Genomic DNA, 22,416 nt, shown 5'->3' on the forward strand with positions numbered 1-22,416 from the left:
ACGGCGCTACCGTTGATAAGTCCATAGCGTGAGCCTGTCCAAGTGTGCTGGCTGAGGTGATCACTTCGACACGTCGATCCGCTCGCCGCCGTAGCTTCAGTGCTGGCGGTTAACGGATGCTAGCAAGCTGGTGACTTCGACAAACGCCCGTTCAGAGGGCTTGAAGTGGCGGCGGACGTTCTTGGGATTCCCGTGCCGGGAGGTCGCAATCAGCAACAACAGGATAGCGCCCTGCTTACCGAGGGGCCAATGCGGAGCGCGAATTCGTGCAGGGTTCCAACCGGGGCAGGAGCGCATCGCGCGGTGTGAACGTCGAGCAGGCCACGGGCCTGGTTCCAGCACAACCCGCACTACTAACTCCTGGCTGATGACCAGGGCACCGGGGCGGCAGCACGGCGGGCGCGGTGCCGACTGCCGTTGATCAGGGCGTTGAAGCGGTCCATAGCCCATATCGTGCGTAGGCCGAGTGGATCCAACATCGCGAAGGTAGGGAACTTCGGCTCCTTCGCCCAGATGGCGTCGAGATCTTCGGGTCGTGATCCATCCACGGTCCGGTCGGCGATGAGCGCTCCGATGTACGGTGCCTGGACCAGTCCGTGTCCGTTGCACGCGATCGAGTAGTAGATGTTGTCCTCGATCCGGCCGGCGATCGGAAACCAGGACGAGGTGAACGCGGTCCAGCCACCCCATCCCCGATCGTCTGCTCCATCCCAGTGCGGCGATGCGCTCCGGGACAATCGGCTCCGTCTCCATCTCGATGATCCATATCGGCACCGAGAGTCGCCTGGGGGATGTCCCACTCACCCGAGTAGGCGCTCGCCTGAGTAGACGTTCGTCGCGAGCACCGCCTTGTTCGCGTGAACGGTGCCGCGGGGGGTGTTTCTATGGGTTGGGTCAAGGGGTTGTGGGTGGTGGGTGTTGGTAGGGGGTGCCGTTTTTGAGCATGGCGTGAGCCACGAGCACGGCCGCCGGGCAGGTCGACCCGCGGCGTCATCCGCATGACGTGCGTGCATTTGTTGCGGTGTCCTCAACAGCCTCGGACGAGGAACAGAGTTGAACTGAACACTGAAAGCAGTAAAGATACTGTTAAAAAAATGTTGAAAAAGTGACGGCCGTCATGTTGAGTTGCGCCTCATCTGGCGGGAAAGGTAATTTCGGCGCTGTTGATCAAATAAGAATAAAACCACTGGGGGTATCTGCACGTATTGAAGCCGCCCGCCATGATTAGGAATTTATTCGAGGTCTTCGGTCGGCTGATCGTCATCACGGTTCAACGCCTCAGTGCGACATGAACGGGTGTTACCGTAAGCAACACACGCTGCGTCAGAAGCGGTCTAATCGGCTGTTTCGGGTGCGGCGGAAAACTACGAGCAAAAATGCCGTTTCCTTATTGCTTTTGCACTAAAATCCAGCGATGTTCTGTTGTCAGCATATTGGCGTCGAGCAGCGAGAGCGTGTCATTTCAACGATGACTACAACCGATCCATCCACGAGTCGTCAGCCCTTGTTCAGCACCGTCGCGATCGTGGCGTCATGTGCGGCCTTCGTAGTGATCGGCGCCTTACAGGCCCTGTACGGTCCTGCGATTCCTGCACTGCGCCAAGAGTTCGGTATTAGTCCTGCCGTGGCGGGATTCAGCCTCAGTGGGCACTTTATTGGCGCGTTGCTGGGCGTGCTGGTATACCATATGCTGCGCGGCCGGTTAAATAACCGCGCACTGCTCGCCGTCTCGTATCTGTTCATGGCAGTGGGGGCTTTTCTTTTCGCATTATCGCCCAGTTGGGCGCTCGCGTTGATCGGCACTTTTTTCGCCGGTCTCGGCTATGGTGGTATCGACTACGGACTCAATCAGCTCTTTGCCATCGGATTCGGTAGCCGCAGCACAGCTATGCTGAATCTGCTCAACGGTGGTTTCGGTGTGGGCGCTGTCGTGGGACCGGTACTGATCGGTGGGTTGGGTGCGGAGAATTACCCGTGGATCTTCGCCGCAGTGGGGATCATGTGTGCGCTCATCCTCTTAACCCTGCGTGGGGTCGCTGCGTGGGAGCCGTCCCTCCCCGGCGAGGGGGCCGCACGCAACGGTGGAGCACGGGTACTGCCGATCATCGCATCCTTTATCGGCATCTACGTGTTCCATGTCGCTATTGAGACCGGAGTCGGGGGCTGGGAACCGACCCACCTCCAAGCGGTCGGGTACGGTGCAGCGATCGCAGCGTCCGCCACTTCGGCGTACTGGCTCGCTATGACCATCGGACGCTTTGTGGTGATCCCGCTGAGTCTGCGATGGTCGGCCTCGGCGATCCTCAACGTGTGCTGCGCGGGAATGGCAGTTTTCTTGCTCCTGGCTACCATCCCGGTACTCGCCCCGTACGCCTACTTCGGCGTGGGTCTCATGATCGCCCCTATCTTTCCGACCTGTTTGCCGTGGCTGAGCCGGGCCGTGCCAAGTATGTCGGGAGCCAGTGCCTATGTGATCGCTGCGTCAATGCTCGGGGGAGTTGCTTTTCCGCCACTGCTTGGTGGGGTCATCGACACTACCGGGGTGAAGTTTATGCCCGTCGTGTTGTTCGTGCTTGCTGTACTGTGCGTGGTGCTCGGTGTGTGGCTGAGCAAGAACGCTCCCGACCACGGCAGCACCACCAATACATCAGGTTCGGTAAAAGCCAAACACTGATTACGATACGGAAAGCGTAAACATGAAAGTAATTCTTTTCGACATGTTCGGGGTCATAGCTAAGGTCCAGTCCGCCGATTCCCGAGCCGTGCTTGAGCAAACAGCTGAGGCTGACAGTGACCGCTTCTGGGCGAGCTACTGGTCATCGCGGCCCGCGTACGATCGCGGCGAGGTATCTGCAACCACCTACTGGAAATCCGTCGGCGAGCAGCTGGGAGCGCCCTTTGGGGATCAGCAGGTGACCGATTTGGTCGCAGCCGACCTGGCCAGCTGGTCCGAAATCAACCAGGGTAGTGTGGACCTGGTCAGCTCGTTGGCACGTAAAAACATAAAGCTCGGACTGCTTTCCAACGCCCCCGAGGAAATCGCGACGCACTACGAGAACTCCCACAGGTGGCTAGAACATTTCTCTGTGGTGGGATTCTCCTGCCGGATCGGCAGTGCCAAACCGGAGCGTGCCGCCTACGAGTGGTGCTGGCGCGAACTGGGCGCCGCCCCCGAAGAGATCCTGTTCGTGGATGATCGCGAGGGCAACGTGCTGGCAGCTCGTGAACTCGGCATGTACGGTCATGTCTTCACGTCCGTGCACGCCCTGGCCACTCAACTGGAAAGTTCGCATGAAGGTGTGCAAGACGACCAACCGATCACATGATCGTGCGGCGGAACCCCTCCGAGCGTTCGCCGCACAGATTATGGACGTCACCAAAATTTTTGTACCCGATTTGGCCGCATGCCTGTTTTCGGCCAGGGCTGTGCAATTCGACCGGATCTAGCATGAGCGCCCTTGTGCTGCCCGGGTAGGTCCTGCTGTCGGGTGACGTTGGCGCTGCCCGGCCTTCGTCAGTGGACGCGTCAATAGGATGCCGCCCGTTTTATAACCGTGCTCACCCGTTGGAAGACAACAGATGCGACGCAGCGCTTGTCCTTTGTCGAAACCCGTCAACATGTCATTGCATGACTTCAGAAGCGACAAGACTCACAAAAAACAATAACGATCCCGAGCGTGTGACTATCTGTTTTATCGTCCTCCCTTGAGTTTCCTGGCTTCGATGCTGGGCGCCCAAAGGCAATAACAAGGAGAATGATGAATAATCAGGAAGTGCTCGATTCCATTTACTATCCTGTCAGTGCCCGCAAGATGGACCGCGGCGAGGGTGTATACCTGTACGACACGGATGGAAACCAATACTTGGACTGCGCCTCCGCGACTTTTAACTTGAGTCTGGGGTACTCCCACCCGGATGTCGTAAGGGCCATGAAAGAGCAGCTGGACGGGCTCGTTCATCTTACCTCGTCATATCAGAGCGATCCGATCAATGGGATGGTGCGACGGCTGGTGGAGACTTCACCGGCTAACCTGGTCAAGGTCCATCCCAAGGTGTCGAGTGGTTCATCCGCCAACGAGGGCGCCATCAAGATGGCGCAGCAAGCGACCGGAAAGAGTGAGGTCATCACTTTGTTCCGCAGTCATGTGGGACAGACGATGATGATGACCTCGATGTCAGGAAACGCGTTTCGTCGCGAGCCTTTCCCCAGCCTCTTTCCAGGAAACTTGCAGGTTCCTGACCCTTATTGCTTCCGTTGCTTTTACGGCCAGCAACGCGAGACCTGTGGTTTGATGTGTGTGGACCGCATCGAGGATTTTATCGAGTACGCGAGCAGCGGGCGGGTCGCGGCGGTAATCATTGAACCCATTTCGGGCAATGGTGGAAACATCGTTCCCCCGGACGGCTATATGCAGAAACTTCGGGCGCTCTGCGACGAACAAGATATCGCCCTGATATTCGACGAGATCCAGACCGGTATCGGCCGAACCGGACACATGTTCGCGGCTCAGCACTTCGACGTCGAACCGGACGCGATCACCACCGCTAAGGGGCTCGGTGGTTCCGGGGCCCAGGTCGCTGCCATTCTTACCAATGAGAGACTCGCGGGGTTGCCGTCCGATCAGCACTCTTTCACGTACGGTTCGAACCTGTTGGCTGCGGCGGCAGCCAACACCACACTTGACATCGTGCGTCAACCAGATTTTCTGGCGAATGTCCGGAAAACCGGTGACTACATTCTCGGCCGGCTCGAAGAGATGAAAATGCGCTATCCGGCCATCGTGGACGTGCGCGGTGTCGGCCTGATGATCGGATTCGAGTTGGCCGATTCGGATGGAAGTCCTGACGCCAAACTCACCAATCATCTTGCCAGTGCCGCGATGGAGTACGGACTCATCCTGCGCACCTCGCGGTACGGTCGTGGCAATGTACTCAAGATTCGCCCGCCACTTATTCTTACTGTTGACCAAGCGCAAGAAATCTGTGACAAGTTGGAAGACCTGTTCATGAAGGAGTTGTCATGATGAAGGATTTGCTCAAGGGGCTTGGTGAACACGTCCGTTCGGAACTGCTGGCCTACGCTGACCGTGGCCTGACCAGACAGGTGCACGGCGATTCTCCGGGCGGTGACGCCCAGTTCGACGTCGACGACGTGGCGGAGCGAGCCGTCGTGGACTATCTGCGTGAACACGCTGAGTTTCCCGCAGCCGTATACACCGAGGATGGCGCCTTCCTCGAACTCGCCCCCGACCCCCGAGTCTTGTTCGTCGTGGATCCCATTGACGGAACCCGACCCACGTCGGCCGGCCTGGAGATGGGCATGGTCTCGATCGCCGCGACGCCGTTCAAGAACGGATCCCCCGTCCTGGCGGACGTCAACGCGGCCTACCTGATGGAGATCAAAAACGGTGCGTGGATCTACGGTGACGACGCGGAGGGGCTTTCCAGCAGTGGTTATCGGACCGCTGTGCCGCGGTTGAGTCAGAACACCGATCTGGCAACGATGTTCTGGTCGATCGAGTTCAACGGGCATCCCATGCGTCTGATGAACGCAGCCTATGCCCACCTGGTGGATCAGTCCGCCAATACTGGTGGCATATTTGTCTTCAACAGCGCCTGCTTCTCTATCTCCCGCATCATCACCGGACAGCTCGACGCCTATGTGGACATCGGCAACCGCGTATTGCGTGATCACCCCGAGACCGAAACAGCGTTTCTGAACGCGGGACGCGGCTCGATCCTTCACCTCTTCCCGTACGACATCGCCGCCGCCGTCTACCTGGCGCGGTTGGCCGGTGTGGTCATCACTGACGCGTACGGCGACGACCTGGGGAACACTTCACTGGTCGACCTGGGGGCTATGAACCAGAAGTCGTGCATCGCAACGTCGAACCCCGAACTGCATAAACAACTGCTCGACGCCATCAGCTGGGACCTCACCAGTGCCGCAGCCACCCTCCAGGAGGACAGGACATGAAGGCTCTCACCCTGAACGCGGACCGCAGGCTGTCGCTGGCCGCACATCCCAAACCAGAGCCGCGGGATGCCCTCGATGTCACTGTCGAGGTGGTGCAGAGTGGTATCTGCGGGACGGATCGCAGCGTGCTCGTCGGTAAGTTCCCCGCCGAGACCGGCGTGGTGATGGGCCACGAAGCCGTGGGCGTCGTCGACTCGGTGGGAGCCGAGGTTACCAGGTTGGCACCGGGTGACCGCGTCGTCATCAATCCTACGTTGTACTGCGGCACATGCCCGACCTGTCTGGAAGGGCACTGGGATTTCTGCAGTAACAAGGCCGGTACCGAAGTGGGGCTGGACTACGATGGCTCCTTTGCGGATTTCATCCGATTACCCGAGCTGTTTTGTCACCGAGTCCCCGACGAGATGAGCTTCGATCGGGCGGTCGTGATTGAGCCTTTGACCTGCGCGCTGAACAACGTTGAGGCCGGTCGGCTGCAGCCGGGCGAGACGGCAGTCATCGTCGGTGCCGGCCCGATGGGGGTGGTGACCGCCATGGCGGCCGAGCGGTACGGGGCCCGTGTGCTCCTGCTCGAGCCCGACACGACTCGCCGGTCTCTGGCCCAGGAGGTGTTCTCCTCTCCCGAATTCGGTGAGCGGGTGACGCTGCACCATCCAGAGGAGCCCGAACTCACCGGCCGCGGGAACCTGGTGATCGATTCCGTCGGGAACCAGCTCGAACGATGCCTGGATTACACCGCGACGCGCGGTCGTATCGTGATCATGGGCTTCAACAGCAACGCTTCGGCGACCGTACAACCGCTGAAGCTGCTCCAGGACGGCGTGCAGATCATCGGAGCCGGCGATTACAACAGCATGTTGTTCCCCAAAGCCGTCGAGCTCGCCCGGTCGATGCCGCTGGAGCGGGTGATCACCCACCGCTTCACCCTCGAGGAACACGAGGAAGCTTTCAAGGTGCTCGCCGCCACGCCCGGCGTCGATTACTCCGCCCTCAAGGTCCTCCTCGTCCCCCACTCCGAGGGAGCCGAGACATGAGCGCGCGCATCCACAGCGCACTGGTGCCTGGCGCTGCACGGCCGATTGTCATCGGTGACTACCCCTACTACCGTGCAGCCAGGGACAACTGGTCCGCAAACCTCACGCAGCTGCGTGATCTCGGTGTCGACGTCATCTCCTTCTACCTTCCGTGGCGTTTCCACGAAGTAGGAGAAGGAACAGAGCGTACATTCGATTTTCACGGCACCACCGCTCGGCAACGCGATGTGGCTGGGCTGGTCCGCATCGCTGCGGAGCTAGACCTGGGGATTCTGCTCAAACCAGGCCCCTTCATCCACGCGGAGGTCCAGTTGGGAGGCCTGCCGGACCGGCTCTGCGGCCCGGACCACACCGCATACCGTGGACTCAATGGAGCTCTGCTCACCTCCCAGGCCAGACCGTTGCCCAGTCTGGTGGACCCAGCGGTATGGGCCGAGGTGGAGACTTGGCTGCGGGCCGTTGCCGACCAGGTCGTGGCATCGGCCGCCAGACCACACGGTCCGATCGTTGCTCTGCAGCTGGGAAACGAGGGAACCTGCGGTGACGTCCACATCCCCATTGACGCCCAAGACGCCTCACCCGCGGCACGCGAAACTTTCGGGCAGTGGCTGACGAGCCACGGCCTGGCCGAGGCGGCTCACCAAAGCACGGGTGACTTCATCGACTGGACGGGCGAGCTACGCAGGTTGTGGTCACAATGGTCCGGCCATGCCATCGTCGGCCTGTGGGACAAGATTTCCAGTCTGTTTCCCGAGGGACCGGCACGGTTGGCCAACGCACCGCTGGCACCAGCATGCGGCCCCAACGCCACCTTGGATGCATGGGCCGCACGGCAACGCGCCATCAAGGGTTCTCCGCACCTAGTCGGGCACACCGAATGGGTGGGAAATCCTGCGGGGGAACTGTCCGCTTTCGGGGTACACCTGACTGAAATCCTGCTCGGCGACACTGATGTGTTGGAATCCAACTGGGGATTCACCTGGACCGATGAGTCCTTCGCCGAGGCGCGCACCCCCCTGTTCAATGCCTTGCTCGCCCTGATGCTGGGCTCTACCACGGTGAGCGTCTACACTGCCTGCGCCACCGCGAGCTGGGGCGATCTCATCGCCATGGACCCTGACGGCTTAACCGCCGAAGGCGTTGATCCCCAGCTGCACACTCCTCCCTACTGCCCGGGGGCGCCTCTCAACGAGAGCGGCGAGCAGAATCCAACTTCCGAGGGCCTGTGGCTGCTGTCCAGATTCCTCGACCAATTCGGTACGGAGCTGCTCAGCAGTCAACTGGACAAGGACGCTGTTGTTCTCATGGATCGAACCTTGCCAGAGCAAGGGGCGTGGCAGCGTTCCGGGCAGACCGCACTGCAAGAGGCGGCCGCGGCGGTGCACGACCAACTCGCGCGTACTTCACGTCTGATCAGCATGACCTGGCTCGACGAATATGAGGACGGCATGGCGGAAGCGGCCACGGTCTCGGACACGCTCCCCGTCGGGGTCGTACATGCCCGAGCGGCAAGCCCCCGTATCGACACCGAAACGGTCGAACTTGTCTTGGATCCAGACCAACCCGCCAACGGTGCGGTCACGGACTTCTTCGCGGCACTACCCGGCCCGACCAAATCACGCTGGAGTTCAGCCCACGGTCGCGCGGTCGCGTTGACCCGCACAACGCCGAGCTGCGGGGCACAGTTCTTGGGCGCCTTCAACCCCACTGACGAGTCCGACCGCATAACCGGCACCGACGGCGTCGACTGGGAGTTTGAGCTCCCCGCAGGCTCTGCGGCTGTCGCCGTCACCCGGGGTGGTGAGCTACTGGGCTGGGTGACGACCCCGCCCTCTTCGGGAATCACTTCACCCACGATCACCTGGGGCAGTGAAAAAGTGGACACCACCAGTTCTGCGGTTCTTTGAGGTGATGATCCACCATGACCGAATAAACTAAATCTAACCGAATTATCGGTCGACTGCTGCTGCACGCAGCAGTCGGGGACGGAACCGTTCGAAATGTCGTGACCTTCGGTGTATTCGGAGATTTGTACTTGCGCGACATTCGTTCATGGGCTGTGGGCACACACGGGGGCACCTCGTTGTTGGCGGTGTCCACAGCCCGCCTCGCCCTCCCACAAGCTCGTGAGCGCGGTGACCAAGCGTTGTGTGCCCGCTGACGGCCGGAGAGCATTCGGAAGGGGCTGGTCTCGTGCGGGCGGGATCACGCGTCGTCGGTCTCGGCGGCGTTCGGGTCCTCGGCGGCACAAGCCACCGCGCTCAATCAATCCGATGAGCACGTGACGCCCCCGAACGTCGTCGAGCTGACTCCGACCACCTATGTCGAAGCACGCGAGATCGGTGACCACGTCCGAGCCCACACCCCGGTTCTGCTGGACCTGACCCAGATGACCGAGGCGAACGCCAAACGTCTCGTCGATTTCACCGCCGGGTCGGCCTACGCCGCGTCCGGCACGATGCCGCGTGTTCGAGCACGCCTGTTCCTGGTCAGAAGCGGCGGCCAAACCACCCGGACAACGACGGGTTCCGGAGTATCTTCGCAGACATGATGGGACAACACCGGTGGACATCATCAACGCGTATCTGACCACTCAGGACAGCGCCGAACTCGCGTCGCACTGGGCGACGACGTGTTCATTGTCCAACTCGACGGGGACGAGCAGTGGGAAGTGCGCGGACCGTCGCGGGTAACGCCGATGTTCCGCGTCACCGACCCAACCTGGAGTCGCCGGAAGAGAGCGTCTGATCGCGGGGCCCTGCGTGCTGACGATGCGCTGCGCATCCCCGCGGGTGCTGACGTCGGGCCGTCCGGGTCGGCGGGGGCTGGGCACAGCTTGCACGTTACGTTCGGCCTGCATCAGCGCACGGGCGCCGATCTGCTGATCTGGTTGGCCGACCAGAAAGTGCGGCAGTACGAGCAGTTCCGGACCGGCTTGCCGCTGGCGGGGTCGAACGGAGAGACCGGACGTGCTGACGCGTTCGTGGCCGTCGCCACCGAGCTCGGTCTCGCCGGCATGGTCGTGATCGGAGTCCTATGAGACTCTGCCCGAAACCGGCGGTTTCGGTGTGTGGTCCGGGGAATTGGCGAGAGTGATGAGCGGCGGTTTACCCGCCAGGCTCGACAGCATTCCCGACGGTGCGCCAACGGCCAGCGTCGCTGCCCCGTCTCCCCGGAACGCTGCCGAGTTCGGCGTCACCCGCCACACCATCTACCGCCACCGCGAGTCCACGAGCCAGCAGTGAATTTTCGACGTGTGCTACCGGTGCGCCGCCGGAGCCGGGGCAGCGGTCACTGGTCGTGGTAGCCGGGTCGCAAGCCCCGACACCGCGCCCAACACCGCTGGACTCGCCATCTACTTCCGTCCGGAAGAGAGGGACCGGTGATCACCCGTTGAGGCGTCATCGCGGCGTGCCTTTCAGGCGAGCCCGAGCACTCCCCGGTGCCTCCAGGCCAGGAGCAGGCAGCTGCGCGCTGATTCCCGCATGCCCGGGTGGTCGGCGTAGCCGTGGACGTTCTCCGGCTCGAACGGAATCCCTCGGCCTTCCGGTCCGGTGAGGATCGTTCCCTCCCGGCCGTGCACGACGATCCGCGCGAAAACATCGTCAAACACCGCCTCGTCGATGACGCACGCGGTGATGATTTCCGCCTTCCAGGTGAGCGGGTCCAAGCCGATTCCCAGAACCCAAGGACGCACCTGTCCGGTCGAGCGGGCCGCATCCAATTCTCGGTACGGCCACTGCCTGCGGTAGTCCGGTCGCGGTAAGCCGCGTCCATAACTTTCTTCGACGCCGAGGAACTCCTCGGCGTACTCGCGCAACATCATCCGCCACAGGTCGAGGTCCTCGGCGGCGGAGAGCTCGTCGGCATCAGCCGGGCTGAACTCGCCCGCGGGCACGGCTTGGAGCATACCCGGAGCTACCACCACCTGCTCGTCGCTCCTGCGGTGCAGGAAGAACCCCGCGCCCCGCGCCGAACGACGAATCGTCAGGGTGAGTACTCCCAGCCCGGTCGCACGCCGCGACAGATCGAAGGGGTCGGCGACGAACCGTCGATAACTACCGGTGAACGGGTCCGCCGCATCCGCGGCCCGCGCGGAGGCTTCGTAGGCCAGGAACTCCGTGGTGTCGAGGTGGTCGAAGTAGTTCCCGAGCGTGAACCGCAGCATTAGTCGCCCGCCGAAGGAATCGATGCCGACGGGTCGGTAGATCCGTCCGTTGAAGAGCTGGTCCATTCCGGCGATCTGGACCAAGGCATTCCCGTAGCTGGCCAGTGGACGGCCGTCCGATCCGGCGGGCAGCAAGCGGGAACTGCGTTCGCGGCAGGCTGCCAGCGACGCGTCGTCGGTGGCACGAGCCCAGTCGAGCCCGACCGCCTCCAACGGGCAGGGGTGTGGCAGTACCCATCCTGGCGCGGTGAGCACGGATACCGCGCCATCCCGCCACTCCGGCGGGGAGGCCCGCCGAGCAGCCGCACGCAGCGCGGACTGGCGGGCGCGCATACCGCTGACGACTCCGCGGAAGTGTTCCTGCGCGTCGATGGCCCTACTCCGCCCCGTGATCGGGAAGTTCGGTCCACCAGGGGTTCTCCTCCGCCCACGCGATCGTGCGGCGAAGGCCTTCCTCGAGGGTGGTCGTGGCGTGCCACCCGAGCATTTCGGCGGCGCGGGAGGTGTCGGGCACGCGGCGGCGTAGGTCCTGATACCCGGTACGCAGCGATTGTGACGTGTCGGTGTGCTCGGCTCCGGGGTGCCCGGTCAGTCGGCAGATGGTGTCCACGACCTCGTGGACGAAGGTCTCGCGCGAGCTGCCGATGTTCAAGCACATGCCGTCGACGCTCGGTGCGGACGCGGCGCGCAGGGTCGCCTCGACCGCGTCCTCGACGAAGGTGAAGCACCGTGTCTGACCGCCGTCGTCGTACACGACCGGCGGATCGCCGCGGAGCGCGCGGTGCACGCTGCGGCTGATGACGAATGCGGGACGCTGCCCGGGTCCGTACACGTTGAAGTAGCGCAGCACCGTGGCGCGGATGCCGTGCCGGTGAGCGAGCGCGAACGCGACGTGCTCGGCCAGCGCCTTGCTCGTGGAGTAGCACCAGCGGTGTGTCGATGTGCTGCCCAGCACCCGGTCGTCGTCCTCGTGCCACGGCACCTGCGGGTTTTTGCCGTAGATCTCGCTGGTGCTGGCCAGCACCACCTTGGCGCCGGTCGATTCGGCCAGGTGCAGGACGTTCTTCGTGCCCTCCAGCGCGGTGTCGATGACCTCCAGCGGCCGGTCGAGATAACGGTCCACGCCGACGGTCGCGGCGAGGTGAAAGATCGTTTCGATCCCGTCCGGCACGACGGCGGCGAGATCTCCCGGGTCGCGGATGTCGGCGTTGACGTACTCCACCGTCCCGGGATGCTGGGGAAAACGCGATTCGCGCGGCGCGGGCGCGGCATCCACGACAACGGCATCATGCCCCTGCAGGAGCAGGCGCTCCACCAGATGACTACCGATGAACCCGCAGCCGCCGGTCACCACGAAGCGGGCCATGCGCTCACCTCCCCACACCGCGGTAGCGAAACCCGCGGTTTTCGAGCTCGGCGATCGTGTCGCCGTCGAAGTAGGCTCGCCCGTCGAGCAGTAGGCACTCTTCGTTGACCGCTCGTCCGAGCTCGCCGAAATCGAGCTCGGTCATCACCTGGTGCCAGGCCAGAACAGCGACGCAGTCGACACCGGCGGCGGCATCGTACGCCGAGGCACACGGGGTCGTGTCGAACTTCGATGCGATCTCACCGGGGTCGGCGAGTGGATCATGCACGGTTACCGAGACGCCTGCGCGGCGCAGCTGGTCGACCATCGGCAGCGTGGGGGTCTCGCGCAGATCACCGGTGTTGTTCTTGTAGGCCAGCCCGAGCACGGCCACCGCGGATTCTTCCAGTTCTCGGCCTCGACCGCGCAGGTCGCCGAGTACCAGCTCGGCGGTGTAGTGCGGCATCGAATCGTTGACCTCGCGGGCGGTGGTGACGGTGTGCAGCGCCACGTCTCGGTCCCGCGCCGCTCGTTGCACCATCCACGGGTCTTTGGTCAGGCACGATCCGCCGACGCCGACGCTGGGCAGCAGGACGTTGACCGGCCCGTTGCCGCGGTGGATGGTGTTGGCTGCTGAAATGACCTGCAGTGAATCCACCTCGAAGGCGGTGCAGAACTTCCCCACCTCGTTGGCCAGGGCGATGTTGTGGTCGATCCACCAGTTATTGACCAGCTTGACGATCTCGGCGGCCTCGACCGATTCCACCACGCGGACTTCGACACCGAGGCCACGCTGCCAGAAATCCTGCGCCGCACGGGAACTGTCCGGGCAGATCCCGCCAACCACCATCGGGAACGTGGCTAGTTCGCGCAGCGCGCTGCCTTCCGAGAGCCGCTCCGGGCTGAACGCCACGCCTAAATCCTCGCCGCAGCGCAGACCTCCACTCTCCAGGAGAGGGACGACGAGGTCGCGGGTCGTCCCCGGCGGCACCGTGCTCTTGGCGATGACGAGCTGGCCGCGTCGCAGGTGTCGCCCGAGTTCCCGACATGCGACGGCGAGCTGCTCATCGGCGAGAGCCCCGTCATCGCACGCCGGTGTACCGACCGTCACCAGCACCACGTCCGCCTCGGCAGCGGCGCGGTACTCGTCGGTGACCCGCAACTGCGGGCCGCCCGAACACCGGGCCATGAGCTCGCTGAGACCGGGCTCGTTAACTCGCACGTGGCCGGCAGCGAGTTCGGCCACGCGCGTGGCGTCTTTGTCGATGCCGATGACGTGCGCACCCCGGTCGGCCAGGGCACCGGCCACGCACGAGCCCACGTAACCGAGCCCCACGACAGCAACGGTCGGTTGTTCAACATCCGCTAGAAAGCGCACACCGCGCTCCCCTCAACCCTCGGTCGGGTGGGATTGATGCTGTTTCTGTGGACGTCCGGGGAAAACGGGTTCCCGGAACCTTCGTCACCGTAGCCGTGCGCGGATCCCGCTATGCAGGTTCGACGTCGTGCACATCGCGGTTCCTGCGCACATGCGTGATGAGGATTCGCGCGCGTCAGCGCGGTGCAGCGTTCCGTTCACCGCGATCGTGTCGCTGGTGGCGAAAACACCGTCACGGGCGAACGGCTTCCCGGATCAGAACCGTGACGATCACGTGGTTCGACACGTCCCACGGCTTGGTGCAATCGGCAGCAACGGGCCCGTCCGTCGCGTAGGATGGCGCTGCTGGTCGACAACACGTTTTCCGGATAGTGAGTCTGATCTTGCCGAGCGTTTCCACCTCCTCGTCGCACGTTCCGCTACCGGGCGTGTTGCAGGCGAGTTTCGTCGTCGAGGCGGACAGCTTCGTCTGGTGGGGGGTCGAGGATCCGGCCGCGAGCGCCGATGTGGTGGGGCTGCCGCCAGGGGACCAGGCCTCGGTGACGATGGCGCTGCCGGACAGCACGGCCAGCACGATCATTCCCCGTACCGTGCCGGCCTCGTTCGTCGCCGCGGACGCGGCGGTGGATGCGCTGTCCTCGTGGCACACACGGACGCATGTGGGGCGGTCGCTGCGGATCTGGGCCCGCATCGCGACCGCGATCCGGGCCGGTGAGTCCACCGACGAGCTGATCGAGGAGCTGCCCACCGCCGGGCACGCCGCGCTCGGCCTGGACCGCGCCACCATCTGGTCGGCCGCGGCCGCCGTCGACGCCGCTCGCCGCGCCGGCACGTACAACCAGCAGCACGAACCGTCCACCCCGCACGATGTGCTGCGTCCCTACCAGCGGGCCGGGGTGGCCTGGCTGCGTGGCGCGGCCGAGCACGGCGGCGGTGTGCTGGCCGACGACATGGGCCTGGGCAAGACCGTGCAGGCGATCGCGCTGCTCCAGGAGTGCCGTGAACACCCCAACCTGGTGGTGTGTCCGAATTCGCTGCTCGGCAACTGGGCCCGCGAGCTCGCCCGATTCGCCCCGGCCCTCGAGGTGCTGACCTACACCGGCCCGGACCGACAACGCGCGCTGCGGGCGGCTGGTCCGGGCTCGGTCGTGCTCACCACCTACGGGGTGATGCGCAGCGATACCGCCCTGGCCAGCACGGTCTGGCACGTCGCCGTTCTCGACGAGGCCCAGCAGATCAAGAACCCGGAGTCGCAGGGCGCGCACGCGGCCCGCGCTCTGCGGGCACGGCTGCGCATCGCGATGACCGGCACTCCGATCGAGAACCGCCTCGACGAGCTGTGGTCGCTGATGGCCTTCACCAATCCCGACCTGCTCGGCACACGTGTGCGGTTTCGGCGCCGCTTCGCCGCGCCGATCCAGCAGAACCGTTCGCGAGCCGCCGCCGCACGCTTGCACGAGATCGTCGGTCCGCACATCCTGCGCCGCCGCAAAGAAGACGTCGCCCCGGAGCTGCCGAGCAAGCTGGAGACGACGATCGTGTGCGGGATGACCGAGGAGCAAGAACGGCTCTATCGGACCAGTCTGGACGAAGCCTTCGACGACGGTCTCGGGTCCGACATCGGCCGCCGCGGCCGGATTCTGGCGCTGTTGACCCGGCTCAAGCAGATCTGCAACCATCCCGAACTCGTATCCGGCGACGGCGAACCGTTGGGCGGTCGTTCCGGCAAGCTTGACCGGGTCACCGACATGCTGACCGAGCTGACCTCCACGGGGCAGCGAGCACTGGTGTTCACGCAATACCGCAGGACCGGAGAGCTGCTCGCCGAGCATTTCCGCACCGAACTGGGCACGAACGAAGTCCCGTTCCTGCACGGCGGCCTGAGCTCCGAGAGGCGCCAGAACATCGTCACGCGGTTCCAGGACGATCCGGATGGCCCACCGGTGCTGCTGCTGAGCCTGCGCGCGGCGGGTTTCGGGCTCAACTTGACTCGGGCCACGCACGTGGTGCACTACGACCGGTGGTGGAACCCGGCCGTCGAAGACCAAGCAAGCGACCGGGCTCACCGCATCGGACAGCAGCACACCGTCACCGTGCACACCCTGTTGACCGAACGCACGCTGGAGGAAGCCATCGCCGAGATGCACGAGGGAAAGCGCGCGATCGCCGGCATGGCCACTGGCGAGAGCACCAGCATCGACAGTGATCTGGCGCGGCTGTCCGATGACCAGCTCCGCGAGCTGCTCGCCCCCACCAGGGCAGGCCGCCGGTGAGCGATTTCGGAACCACGGCGTGGGGGAGGGACTGGCAACGGTTGGCCGAGCCCACCTCACTGAGCCGGCCGGATCCGGCGCTGCCCAGAGCGCGGTCGCTGGCGCGCCACGGCCACATCCACAGCGTGGAGATGCGGTCCGGCGAGATCACGGCGACCGTGGAGCACAACGGCACCCACCAGGTGCGGGTGGAGATGCCCACCTGGAACGAACATCAGCTGCAGTACGCCCAACACGTCGCCACCGGTGGTTCCGACGACCTGTCCGACGCCGTCCACACCGCGCTCGTCCACAACGGCCAACCGCCCGGGCCGGAGCAGAACTCGATCACCGCGACCTGCAGCTGCCGGAGCCGCAAACGCCCCTGCGCGCACATCCTGGCCGTGTTCTTCGACATCGCACGCCACCTCGACCACCGGCCCCGCCTGGCCCTGGTGTTGCGCGGCATGAACGATGCCCACCCCACGACCACCACCGCCCGCATCCCGATCGGCCTGCTCGACCCCGCGCACTTCTACGAGTAGAGACCACCCGGAAGCGGTGGAGTGGCCGAACGGTGCCGAGCTGTTCGCGGACTTCGCCTCGCTGAGCTGTTTCGTCGTGTGGTTCCGAGCGCGGTCAGCGCTGGGTGCTGGAGCCCGCTCTCAGCAGCCGCGCACCGAGTGAGCGGGCGAACGCGGCCAATTCCGGAGGCTCCACGATCTCGAACTCGTAGTCGTCCGGCATCCACGCGATGCCGAAGACGAGGTCGGGCAGGTGGTCGGCGCTGATCGGCAGCAGCGTGGTCGTCTCCGATTCCGCTCGGGCGTCCTGAGCCCAGGCCCCAACCTGCGCATAGAGCTCCTCCACCGAGGCGTGGAGGCGCAGCAGACCGACGTGGCCGCGGGCGAACCGGGCCGCGGCCGCGTTGGCGATCTCGGTCGCGCGCTGCACGTCCAGCTCGTGCGGGCCGAATCGCGTCCCGGTCGCGACGAAGGAGTCGATCCGGTTGATCTGGAACGCTCCCCACGATTCTCCGTGCGGATCCCAGGCGACGAGATACCAGCCCTGTTCGGTGGAGATCAGGCAATGTGGTTCGACGGAGCACGCCGTTCGGGTGCCGGTCGCATCGGTGTAGCCGAAACGGACGCGTTCGCCGTCTCTGCTGGACAGCGCGAGGCGGGCGATCATCTCGGGTGTCGCCGAGGAAGAGGACTCGGATACGGCCGGCATCGTGTGCGACTGCAGCGCGGATACTCTGCGCCGCAGCCGCGCGGGCAGCAGCTGTTCGAGCTTGGCCAGCGCCGACAGCGAGGTCTCGGTGGTGTGCTCCGCGGCACGGGCGGCGACCGCACGCAGGCCCACGGCCAGGACGACGAGCTCGTCGTCGTCGAGCAGCAGTGGAGGCAGGTTCCCTCCAGCTTCCAGGGAGTAGCCACCGTCGTAGCCGCGTTCGGCCGTGACGTGGTAGCCGAGCTCGCGCAGTTGGTCGATGTCGCGGCGCAGGGTGCGCTCGCTGATCCCGAGCCGATCGGCGAGCTCGCTGCCGGCCCAGAACCGGCGCGTCTGCAGCAGGGACAGCAGCCGCAGCACCCGGGCGATGGTGGAACGGCTCACGCGCACCTCCTCGGGTCGCTGATCCGGGCTCGGTCCGCAGCGGTGAATCTGCGTACGACCAACCGGGTTGATCATGGAGTTCCGGTCAGCTCCTGACCGGAAGGATTCTTACCATTTCCGGCATGAGTATGAAAGTGATCGAGGCCGAGCGGCTCACGAAAACGTTCGCCTCGGGCAGCAAGGAAGTTCAGGCGGTCCGCGGGCTCGACGTGCGGGTCGATCCGGGCGAACTGGTGGCCTTCCTCGGACCGAACGGGGCCGGGAAGTCGACCAGCCTGCGGCTGCTGGCCACTCTGCTGGAACCGTCCGGAGGAGCTGCCCACGTGGCCGGGCACGACATCCGCACCGATCCCGCCGCGGTGCGCGGCAGGATCGGCTACGTCGGGCAGTTGAACAGCGCCGGGCACAACCAGCGTGTCCGCGACGAGATCATCATGCAGGGGCGGTTCTACGGACTCGCCAAGGACGCCGCCGGGCGACGCGCCGACTCACTGTTGGAAAGCCTCGAACTGGGAGGGGTGGCCACCCAGGTGGTCTCCTCGCTGAGCGGTGGCCAACGACGCCGGCTCGATATCGCCATGGGCCTGGTGCACGCGCCGTCGCTGCTGTTCCTGGACGAGCCTTCGACCGGGCTCGATCCGCAGAGCCGTGCGAACCTGTGGCGCCACATCCACAGACTGCGCGACGAGTACGACACCACGGTGTTCATGACCACCCACTACCTCGACGAGGCCGACGCTTTCGCCGAGCGCGTCATGGTCATGGACCACGGACGGGTCATCGCCGATGACACTCCCTCCGGGCTCAAAGCTGACCTCATCGGAGAGCGGGTGGTGCTCGAGTTCGATTCGCACGCCGAGGCAGAGCTCGCGCTGCCGCACCTGCGCGATCACGTGCCGGCCGGTGCGCTGCAGGACCTCGACCGGCGGGGCAACACGGTCGAACTGCCCGTGCACAGCGCGAGCCGGCGCCTGCCGGAGATCGTGCTCGTGTTGGCGCAGGCCGGGGTGACCGCGCACAGCACCGAGACCAAGCGCCCCACGCTCGACGACGTCTTCTTCGCGCTCACCGGCCGGACCCTGCGTGAGGCAGGAGTCGCGACCACCACCGAGCCCTCCGGCGAGGAGGAAGCAGCATGACGATGTCCACTGACCACCGGAGCACCGTGTCCCGCCAGCAGAGCGAAGTCTTGTATCCGAACAGCTTTCCGGTCGACGTCTGGCTCGTGTTCCTGCGCGAACTGCGCCCGGTGCTGCGGGATCCGATGTCGGTGGTGTTCGGGCTGCTGCAGCCGCTGATTTTCGTCGGCCTGTTCATGCCACTGCTGAGCAGCTTCAGCGGCGGCGAGCTGGACCTTCACTGGTTCGTGCCTGGCGTGCTCGTCATGGTGTCGCTGTTCGCCACCGCCTCCACCGGATCGAACCTGCAGTTCGACATGCACACCGGCGCGCACGAGCGGACGCTGGTTCTTCCGCTGCGGCGCGGTCCGTTGCTGATCGGGCGGGCACTCAAGGAGATGGTGCCGCTGACGGTGCAGGCCTGCGTGCTGGTGGCCATCACGATGCCGTTCGGTTTCCTGCCGCATCCGGTCGGTGCGCTGGTCGGGCTGGTGATTCTGGCGGTGTTCGGCGTGGGCTTCGGCGCGCTGAGCTATGCCTTGGCGCTGGCGGTGAAGAACCAGGACTGGATGTTCTGGACGATCCAGCAGGCGGTGCTGTTCCCCCTGATGATCCTGTCCGGTATGCTGCTGCCGCTGGAGCAGGGCCCGGGGTGGATGAGCGTGGTCGCCGGGTTCAACCCACTGAGCTACATCGTCGACGCCGAGCGTGCCCTGTTCGCAGGCCAGTTCGGCCCGGAGGCGCTGCGGGGGGCCGCGGCTGCCGTGGTCGTCGTGCTAATCGGCCTGTTCGTCGGCACACGGACGATGCGCAAGGCCTGAGCGCACGGGCAGCGCTCCGCTCCGGGAGCACACCGGAACGGAGCGCTGCACCGACTTGGGGGTCCTTTCAGTGTGGTTTTTCTTGGCTGGAGCGCTCGGCCAGAGCAGAGCGAGGTGCTCCGGCGCGTGAGGTGGATGCATCGCAAGGCTGGAGGGGTGGCGTAGGTCGCTACTCGAGGTGCCGTCCAACGCAGCAGGGCGCCGCCTCACGTGCCGGAAGCCGACCACCCGAGCAAGTCGTACTGCGAGGAAGCCTTAGTCCAGCCACGCTTCCGGGGCGGGGCGGCCGCCACCGGGCGGCGGGAACAGCTCGTCGAGACGGTTCAGCTCGTCCTGCGCCAGTCGCATCCGGCACGCGCGCAGGACGCCGTCGAGCTGCTCGACGGTGCGCGGTCCGACAATGGCCGAGGTCACGGACGGGCGGGACAGCACCCACGCCAAGCCCACGTCGGCGGGATCCTTGCCCTGCCGTTCACAGAAGTCCTCGTAGGCCTTCAAGGTGGACCGGTGCTGCTGCAGCGCGACGGCGGCTCGACCCTGCACACCCTTGACCGCCGCTCCGTCGCGCTGCTTGCGCAGGACGCCGCCCAGCACTCCGCTGTGCAGTGGCGACCACGGCAGCACGGCCATGCCCAGCTCCTCGGCTGCGGGCAGCACTTCCGACTCGACCTGACGGCTGAGGAGGTTGTACAGGCACTGTTCCGATACCACGCCCAGCGTGTTCCTACGTGCGGCGGTCGCCTGCGCTCGGGCGAGATGCCAACCGGCGAAGTTGGAGGAGCCGACGTAGCGGACCTTGCCCTGGAGCACGAGCGCCTCCATCGCCTGCCAGACCTCGTCCCAGCACGCGGTGCGGTCGATGTGGTGCATCTGGTAGAGATCGATCCACTCGGTACCCAGCCGACGCAGCGACTGCTCACACTCGGCGATGATGTGCCGCGCCGACAGTCCGCCCTCATTGGGGGAATCGCCCATGGGATTGCCGACCTTCGTAGCCAGCACGGTGCTCTCGCGACGGCCTCCGCCCTGCTTCAGCCACCGGCCGATGGTCTCCTCGGTATGCCCTTTGTGGACCCGCCAGCCGTACATGTTGGCGGTGTCGACGAGGTTGACGCCGTTGTCCCGGGCACGGTCCAGGAGGCGGTGCGCCTCGGATTCGTCGACGCGTCCGCCGAAGTTCACAGTTCCGAGACCGACCCTGCTGACGGTGAGCGCGGTCCGGCCGAATCGCGCGAACTCGGGCATGGTCCCTCCGAAGAAGTCGTGGTGCCCGCAGGTCACCACAGCGTCTGCAGGCAGCAGACGAGGCTGCGGGCTTCGATGTTGAGGTAATAGCTGTGCCGCTGGAGGTCGATGAGCTGTCCGAGGGTCAGCCACGCGAAGTCGTCCGGAACCGTGGTGGGGAAGTCCGCACCGACCTCCACCACGAGGTAGCGATTCAGCGCGTGGTGGAAGCGCCCGCCTTCTTCGGACTGCGTCACGTCGTAGTGCACGGTGCTGCTCGCCGAGGAGGTGACGTCGTGGAAGAGGGGCCACTGCTCAGGCGGGAGGTGCGCGTAATCGGCCGGATGGAATTGGACGGTAGGGCCCAATTCAACCGTGTCACGGTACCCCGGTTCAACCGCGGCTCGTACCAGGACGTGGGCTGTTCCGCGGAACTCGCGCACGAGAAAGGCGTTCATCCCGGTGCCGCACGGCCGCAGCAGGGGCTGCGACCAGCTGCCCACCTCGCGCCCCTCGGTGCTGACCGACACCCCGACGATGCCGAAGTGCCGGTCGTGGCGGTGGTTGAGGCCAAACGGGCCGAGGCTCCAGTCGTCCACGTCGCGCAGCGGGATTCGGCGCGCCGACAGCCCGTAATGGCTGCGCCGCTCGGTGATCCAGCTCAGCACCTCGGTCCTGCGTGCCGGATCGGCGGCCCCGTCGACCTCCAGGGATCGGCGCAGTGCGCGAACGAACCGCCCCCCGCCGGTGCGGCCGTGCTCGGAGGCGGCGAACGGGAGCGCGCCGAGCACAGTGCGAGCGTCCATGTTCACCGTGTGCGGTACCTGCAGCAGCGCGTGGATCTGCGCGAGCGTCAGCCACTGGAAGTCGTCCCGCACCGGCACGTCTTCCGCGGTTTCCACGACTACGTTGCGGTTGCGCTTGTGCAGGAACCACGAGCCCTGCTCCGACTGCAGCGCGTCGGTGAGCACGCGTGCGCGCCGGCCGTCGGTGAAGTATTCGACGTACGGTGTGGCCCCGCCGCGGTGAGCCCTGGTGTAGTTGCTGTGTGTGGCCTGTACCGTCGGTGACAGCTGGACCGCGTTGACGTTGCCCGGTTCGAGCTTGGCCTGCATCAGGAAGTGCAGGATCCCGTCGAACTCCTTGGCCAGGATGCCGAGGATGGCGATGTCCTCCTGGTTGATGATCGGCTGGCGCCATGTGCCGCGCCCGTCGTGATCGGTCGTGGCTTCGATGCCTTCGATGCTGAAGAATCGCCCGCTGTCGTGGCGCAGGTTGCCGGTGTCGGCGTCGAAGCCCCATCCATCGAGCTGCTCGAGCGGGACGCGACGGATATGCGCGGCTGCGCTGTCGCGGCGCAGCGCCAACCAGTCGCAGATCTCGGTCGCGGTGGTACCCGACTCGGTCAGGGCTGAACACGTCATGCGTGCCGCCAACTCGGCACCCGCTCCAGCGGCGGGTCCGGTGGGGTGGCCGAGCCCG

Annotated in this window: 20 protein-coding genes; 13 read left to right on the top strand and 7 right to left on the bottom strand. The window is 65.0% G+C overall.

Annotated elements, in window-relative coordinates:
• Nucleotides 1–353: 353 nt before the first annotated feature.
• Entirely contained in the window at nucleotides 354–737 is a 384-nt protein-coding gene (locus FHR84_RS02800; protein WP_179533824.1) for an FAD-binding oxidoreductase, read from the bottom strand.
• A gap of 731 nt (nucleotides 738–1,468) precedes the next feature.
• Between FHR84_RS02800 and FHR84_RS02805 the strand changes: the two genes are divergently transcribed.
• From FHR84_RS02805 to FHR84_RS02845, 9 genes are all read left to right on the top strand, one after another.
• Complete coding sequence (locus FHR84_RS02805) at nucleotides 1,469–2,674, top strand: MFS transporter (protein ID WP_179533825.1); 1,206 nt, start codon at nucleotides 1,469–1,471, stop codon at nucleotides 2,672–2,674.
• A gap of 22 nt (nucleotides 2,675–2,696) precedes the next feature.
• Nucleotides 2,697–3,326: an HAD family hydrolase gene (locus tag FHR84_RS02810; protein ID WP_179533826.1), complete on the top strand. Its 630-nt coding sequence runs from the start codon at nucleotides 2,697–2,699 to the stop codon at nucleotides 3,324–3,326.
• A gap of 429 nt (nucleotides 3,327–3,755) precedes the next feature.
• A complete protein-coding gene (locus FHR84_RS02815) occupies nucleotides 3,756–5,024 on the top strand; it encodes an aspartate aminotransferase family protein (RefSeq protein WP_425489837.1) in 1,269 nt (422 codons plus the stop codon).
• Entirely contained in the window at nucleotides 5,024–5,977 is a 954-nt protein-coding gene (locus FHR84_RS02820; RefSeq protein WP_179534385.1) for an inositol monophosphatase family protein, read from the top strand. Before FHR84_RS02815 ends, FHR84_RS02820 begins: the two co-directional genes overlap by 1 nt.
• The gene (locus tag FHR84_RS02825; protein ID WP_179533828.1) at nucleotides 5,974–7,011 is read left to right on the top strand and encodes a zinc-dependent alcohol dehydrogenase; all 1,038 of its coding nucleotides are present in this window, start codon (nucleotides 5,974–5,976) and stop codon (nucleotides 7,009–7,011) included. The genes FHR84_RS02820 and FHR84_RS02825 overlap by 4 nt, the downstream gene beginning before the upstream one ends.
• Nucleotides 7,008–8,918 carry a beta-galactosidase gene (locus FHR84_RS02830; protein ID WP_179533829.1) on the top strand — a complete coding sequence of 637 codons (1,911 nt, stop codon included), beginning with the start codon at nucleotides 7,008–7,010 and terminating at the stop codon, nucleotides 8,916–8,918. Before FHR84_RS02825 ends, FHR84_RS02830 begins: the two co-directional genes overlap by 4 nt.
• 374 nt (nucleotides 8,919–9,292) lie before the next feature.
• Nucleotides 9,293–9,562 carry a cell division protein SepF gene (locus FHR84_RS02835; RefSeq protein ID WP_179533830.1) on the top strand — a complete coding sequence of 90 codons (270 nt, stop codon included), beginning with the start codon at nucleotides 9,293–9,295 and terminating at the stop codon, nucleotides 9,560–9,562.
• Between the two features lie 81 nt (nucleotides 9,563–9,643).
• The gene (locus FHR84_RS02840; protein ID WP_179533831.1) at nucleotides 9,644–10,051 is read left to right on the top strand and encodes a cupin domain-containing protein; all 408 of its coding nucleotides are present in this window, start codon (nucleotides 9,644–9,646) and stop codon (nucleotides 10,049–10,051) included.
• 55 nt (nucleotides 10,052–10,106) lie between these two features.
• Complete coding sequence (locus tag FHR84_RS02845) at nucleotides 10,107–10,256, top strand: hypothetical protein (protein ID WP_179533832.1); 150 nt, start codon at nucleotides 10,107–10,109, stop codon at nucleotides 10,254–10,256.
• Nucleotides 10,257–10,429: 173 nt separating this feature from the next.
• Here the strand turns inward: FHR84_RS02845 and FHR84_RS02850 are convergent, their stop codons facing one another.
• Genes FHR84_RS02850 through FHR84_RS02860 form a run of 3 tightly spaced genes read right to left on the bottom strand, consistent with a single transcriptional unit; the run spans nucleotide 10,430 to nucleotide 13,902 of the window.
• Nucleotides 10,430–11,512 (bottom strand): hypothetical protein, encoded by a 1,083-nt coding sequence (locus FHR84_RS02850; protein WP_179533833.1) that lies wholly within the window; start codon nucleotides 11,510–11,512, stop codon nucleotides 10,430–10,432.
• Nucleotides 11,513–11,555: 43 nt separating this feature from the next.
• Nucleotides 11,556–12,545: an NAD-dependent epimerase/dehydratase family protein gene (locus FHR84_RS02855; RefSeq protein WP_179533834.1), complete on the bottom strand. Its 990-nt coding sequence runs from the start codon at nucleotides 12,543–12,545 to the stop codon at nucleotides 11,556–11,558.
• A 4-nt stretch (nucleotides 12,546–12,549) separates the two neighbouring features.
• A complete protein-coding gene (locus tag FHR84_RS02860) occupies nucleotides 12,550–13,902 on the bottom strand; it encodes a nucleotide sugar dehydrogenase (protein ID WP_179533835.1) in 1,353 nt (450 codons plus the stop codon).
• A 428-nt stretch (nucleotides 13,903–14,330) separates the two neighbouring features.
• Here FHR84_RS02860 and FHR84_RS02865 point away from each other — a divergent pair, with 428 nt between their 5' ends.
• Together FHR84_RS02865 and FHR84_RS23085 are read left to right on the top strand one after the other, a co-directional pair.
• Complete coding sequence (locus FHR84_RS02865; protein WP_343075135.1) at nucleotides 14,331–16,175, top strand: DEAD/DEAH box helicase; 1,845 nt, start codon at nucleotides 14,331–14,333, stop codon at nucleotides 16,173–16,175.
• Complete coding sequence (locus FHR84_RS23085; protein WP_179533836.1) at nucleotides 16,172–16,699, top strand: SWIM zinc finger family protein; 528 nt, start codon at nucleotides 16,172–16,174, stop codon at nucleotides 16,697–16,699. The genes FHR84_RS02865 and FHR84_RS23085 overlap by 4 nt, the downstream gene beginning before the upstream one ends.
• Nucleotides 16,700–16,793: 94 nt before the next feature.
• Here FHR84_RS23085 and FHR84_RS02875 read toward each other — a convergent pair whose 3' ends face one another.
• Nucleotides 16,794–17,771: an HTH domain-containing protein gene (locus FHR84_RS02875; protein ID WP_179533837.1), complete on the bottom strand. Its 978-nt coding sequence runs from the start codon at nucleotides 17,769–17,771 to the stop codon at nucleotides 16,794–16,796.
• Between the two features lie 122 nt (nucleotides 17,772–17,893).
• On the opposite strand from FHR84_RS02875, the gene FHR84_RS02880 reads away from it, so the two are divergent.
• Together FHR84_RS02880 and FHR84_RS02885 are read left to right on the top strand one after the other, a co-directional pair.
• Nucleotides 17,894–18,910 (top strand): ATP-binding cassette domain-containing protein, encoded by a 1,017-nt coding sequence (locus tag FHR84_RS02880; protein WP_218861893.1) that lies wholly within the window; start codon nucleotides 17,894–17,896, stop codon nucleotides 18,908–18,910.
• A gap of 26 nt (nucleotides 18,911–18,936) precedes the next feature.
• A complete protein-coding gene (locus FHR84_RS02885; protein WP_218861895.1) occupies nucleotides 18,937–19,710 on the top strand; it encodes an ABC transporter permease in 774 nt (257 codons plus the stop codon).
• A 255-nt stretch (nucleotides 19,711–19,965) separates the two neighbouring features.
• Here FHR84_RS02885 and FHR84_RS02890 read toward each other — a convergent pair whose 3' ends face one another.
• Together FHR84_RS02890 and FHR84_RS02895 are read right to left on the bottom strand one after the other, a co-directional pair.
• Nucleotides 19,966–20,955: an aldo/keto reductase gene (locus tag FHR84_RS02890; protein WP_179533838.1), complete on the bottom strand. Its 990-nt coding sequence runs from the start codon at nucleotides 20,953–20,955 to the stop codon at nucleotides 19,966–19,968.
• 32 nt (nucleotides 20,956–20,987) lie between these two features.
• On the bottom strand, nucleotides 20,988–22,358 hold the full coding sequence (locus FHR84_RS02895; RefSeq protein ID WP_179533839.1) for an NDP-hexose 2,3-dehydratase family protein: 1,371 nt from the start codon (nucleotides 22,356–22,358) through the stop codon (nucleotides 20,988–20,990).
• Nucleotides 22,359–22,416 lie beyond the last annotated feature (58 nt).

This window comes from Actinopolyspora biskrensis (genome assembly GCF_013408175.1).
Classification (GTDB): Bacteria; Actinomycetota; Actinomycetes; order Mycobacteriales; family Pseudonocardiaceae; genus Actinopolyspora; species Actinopolyspora biskrensis.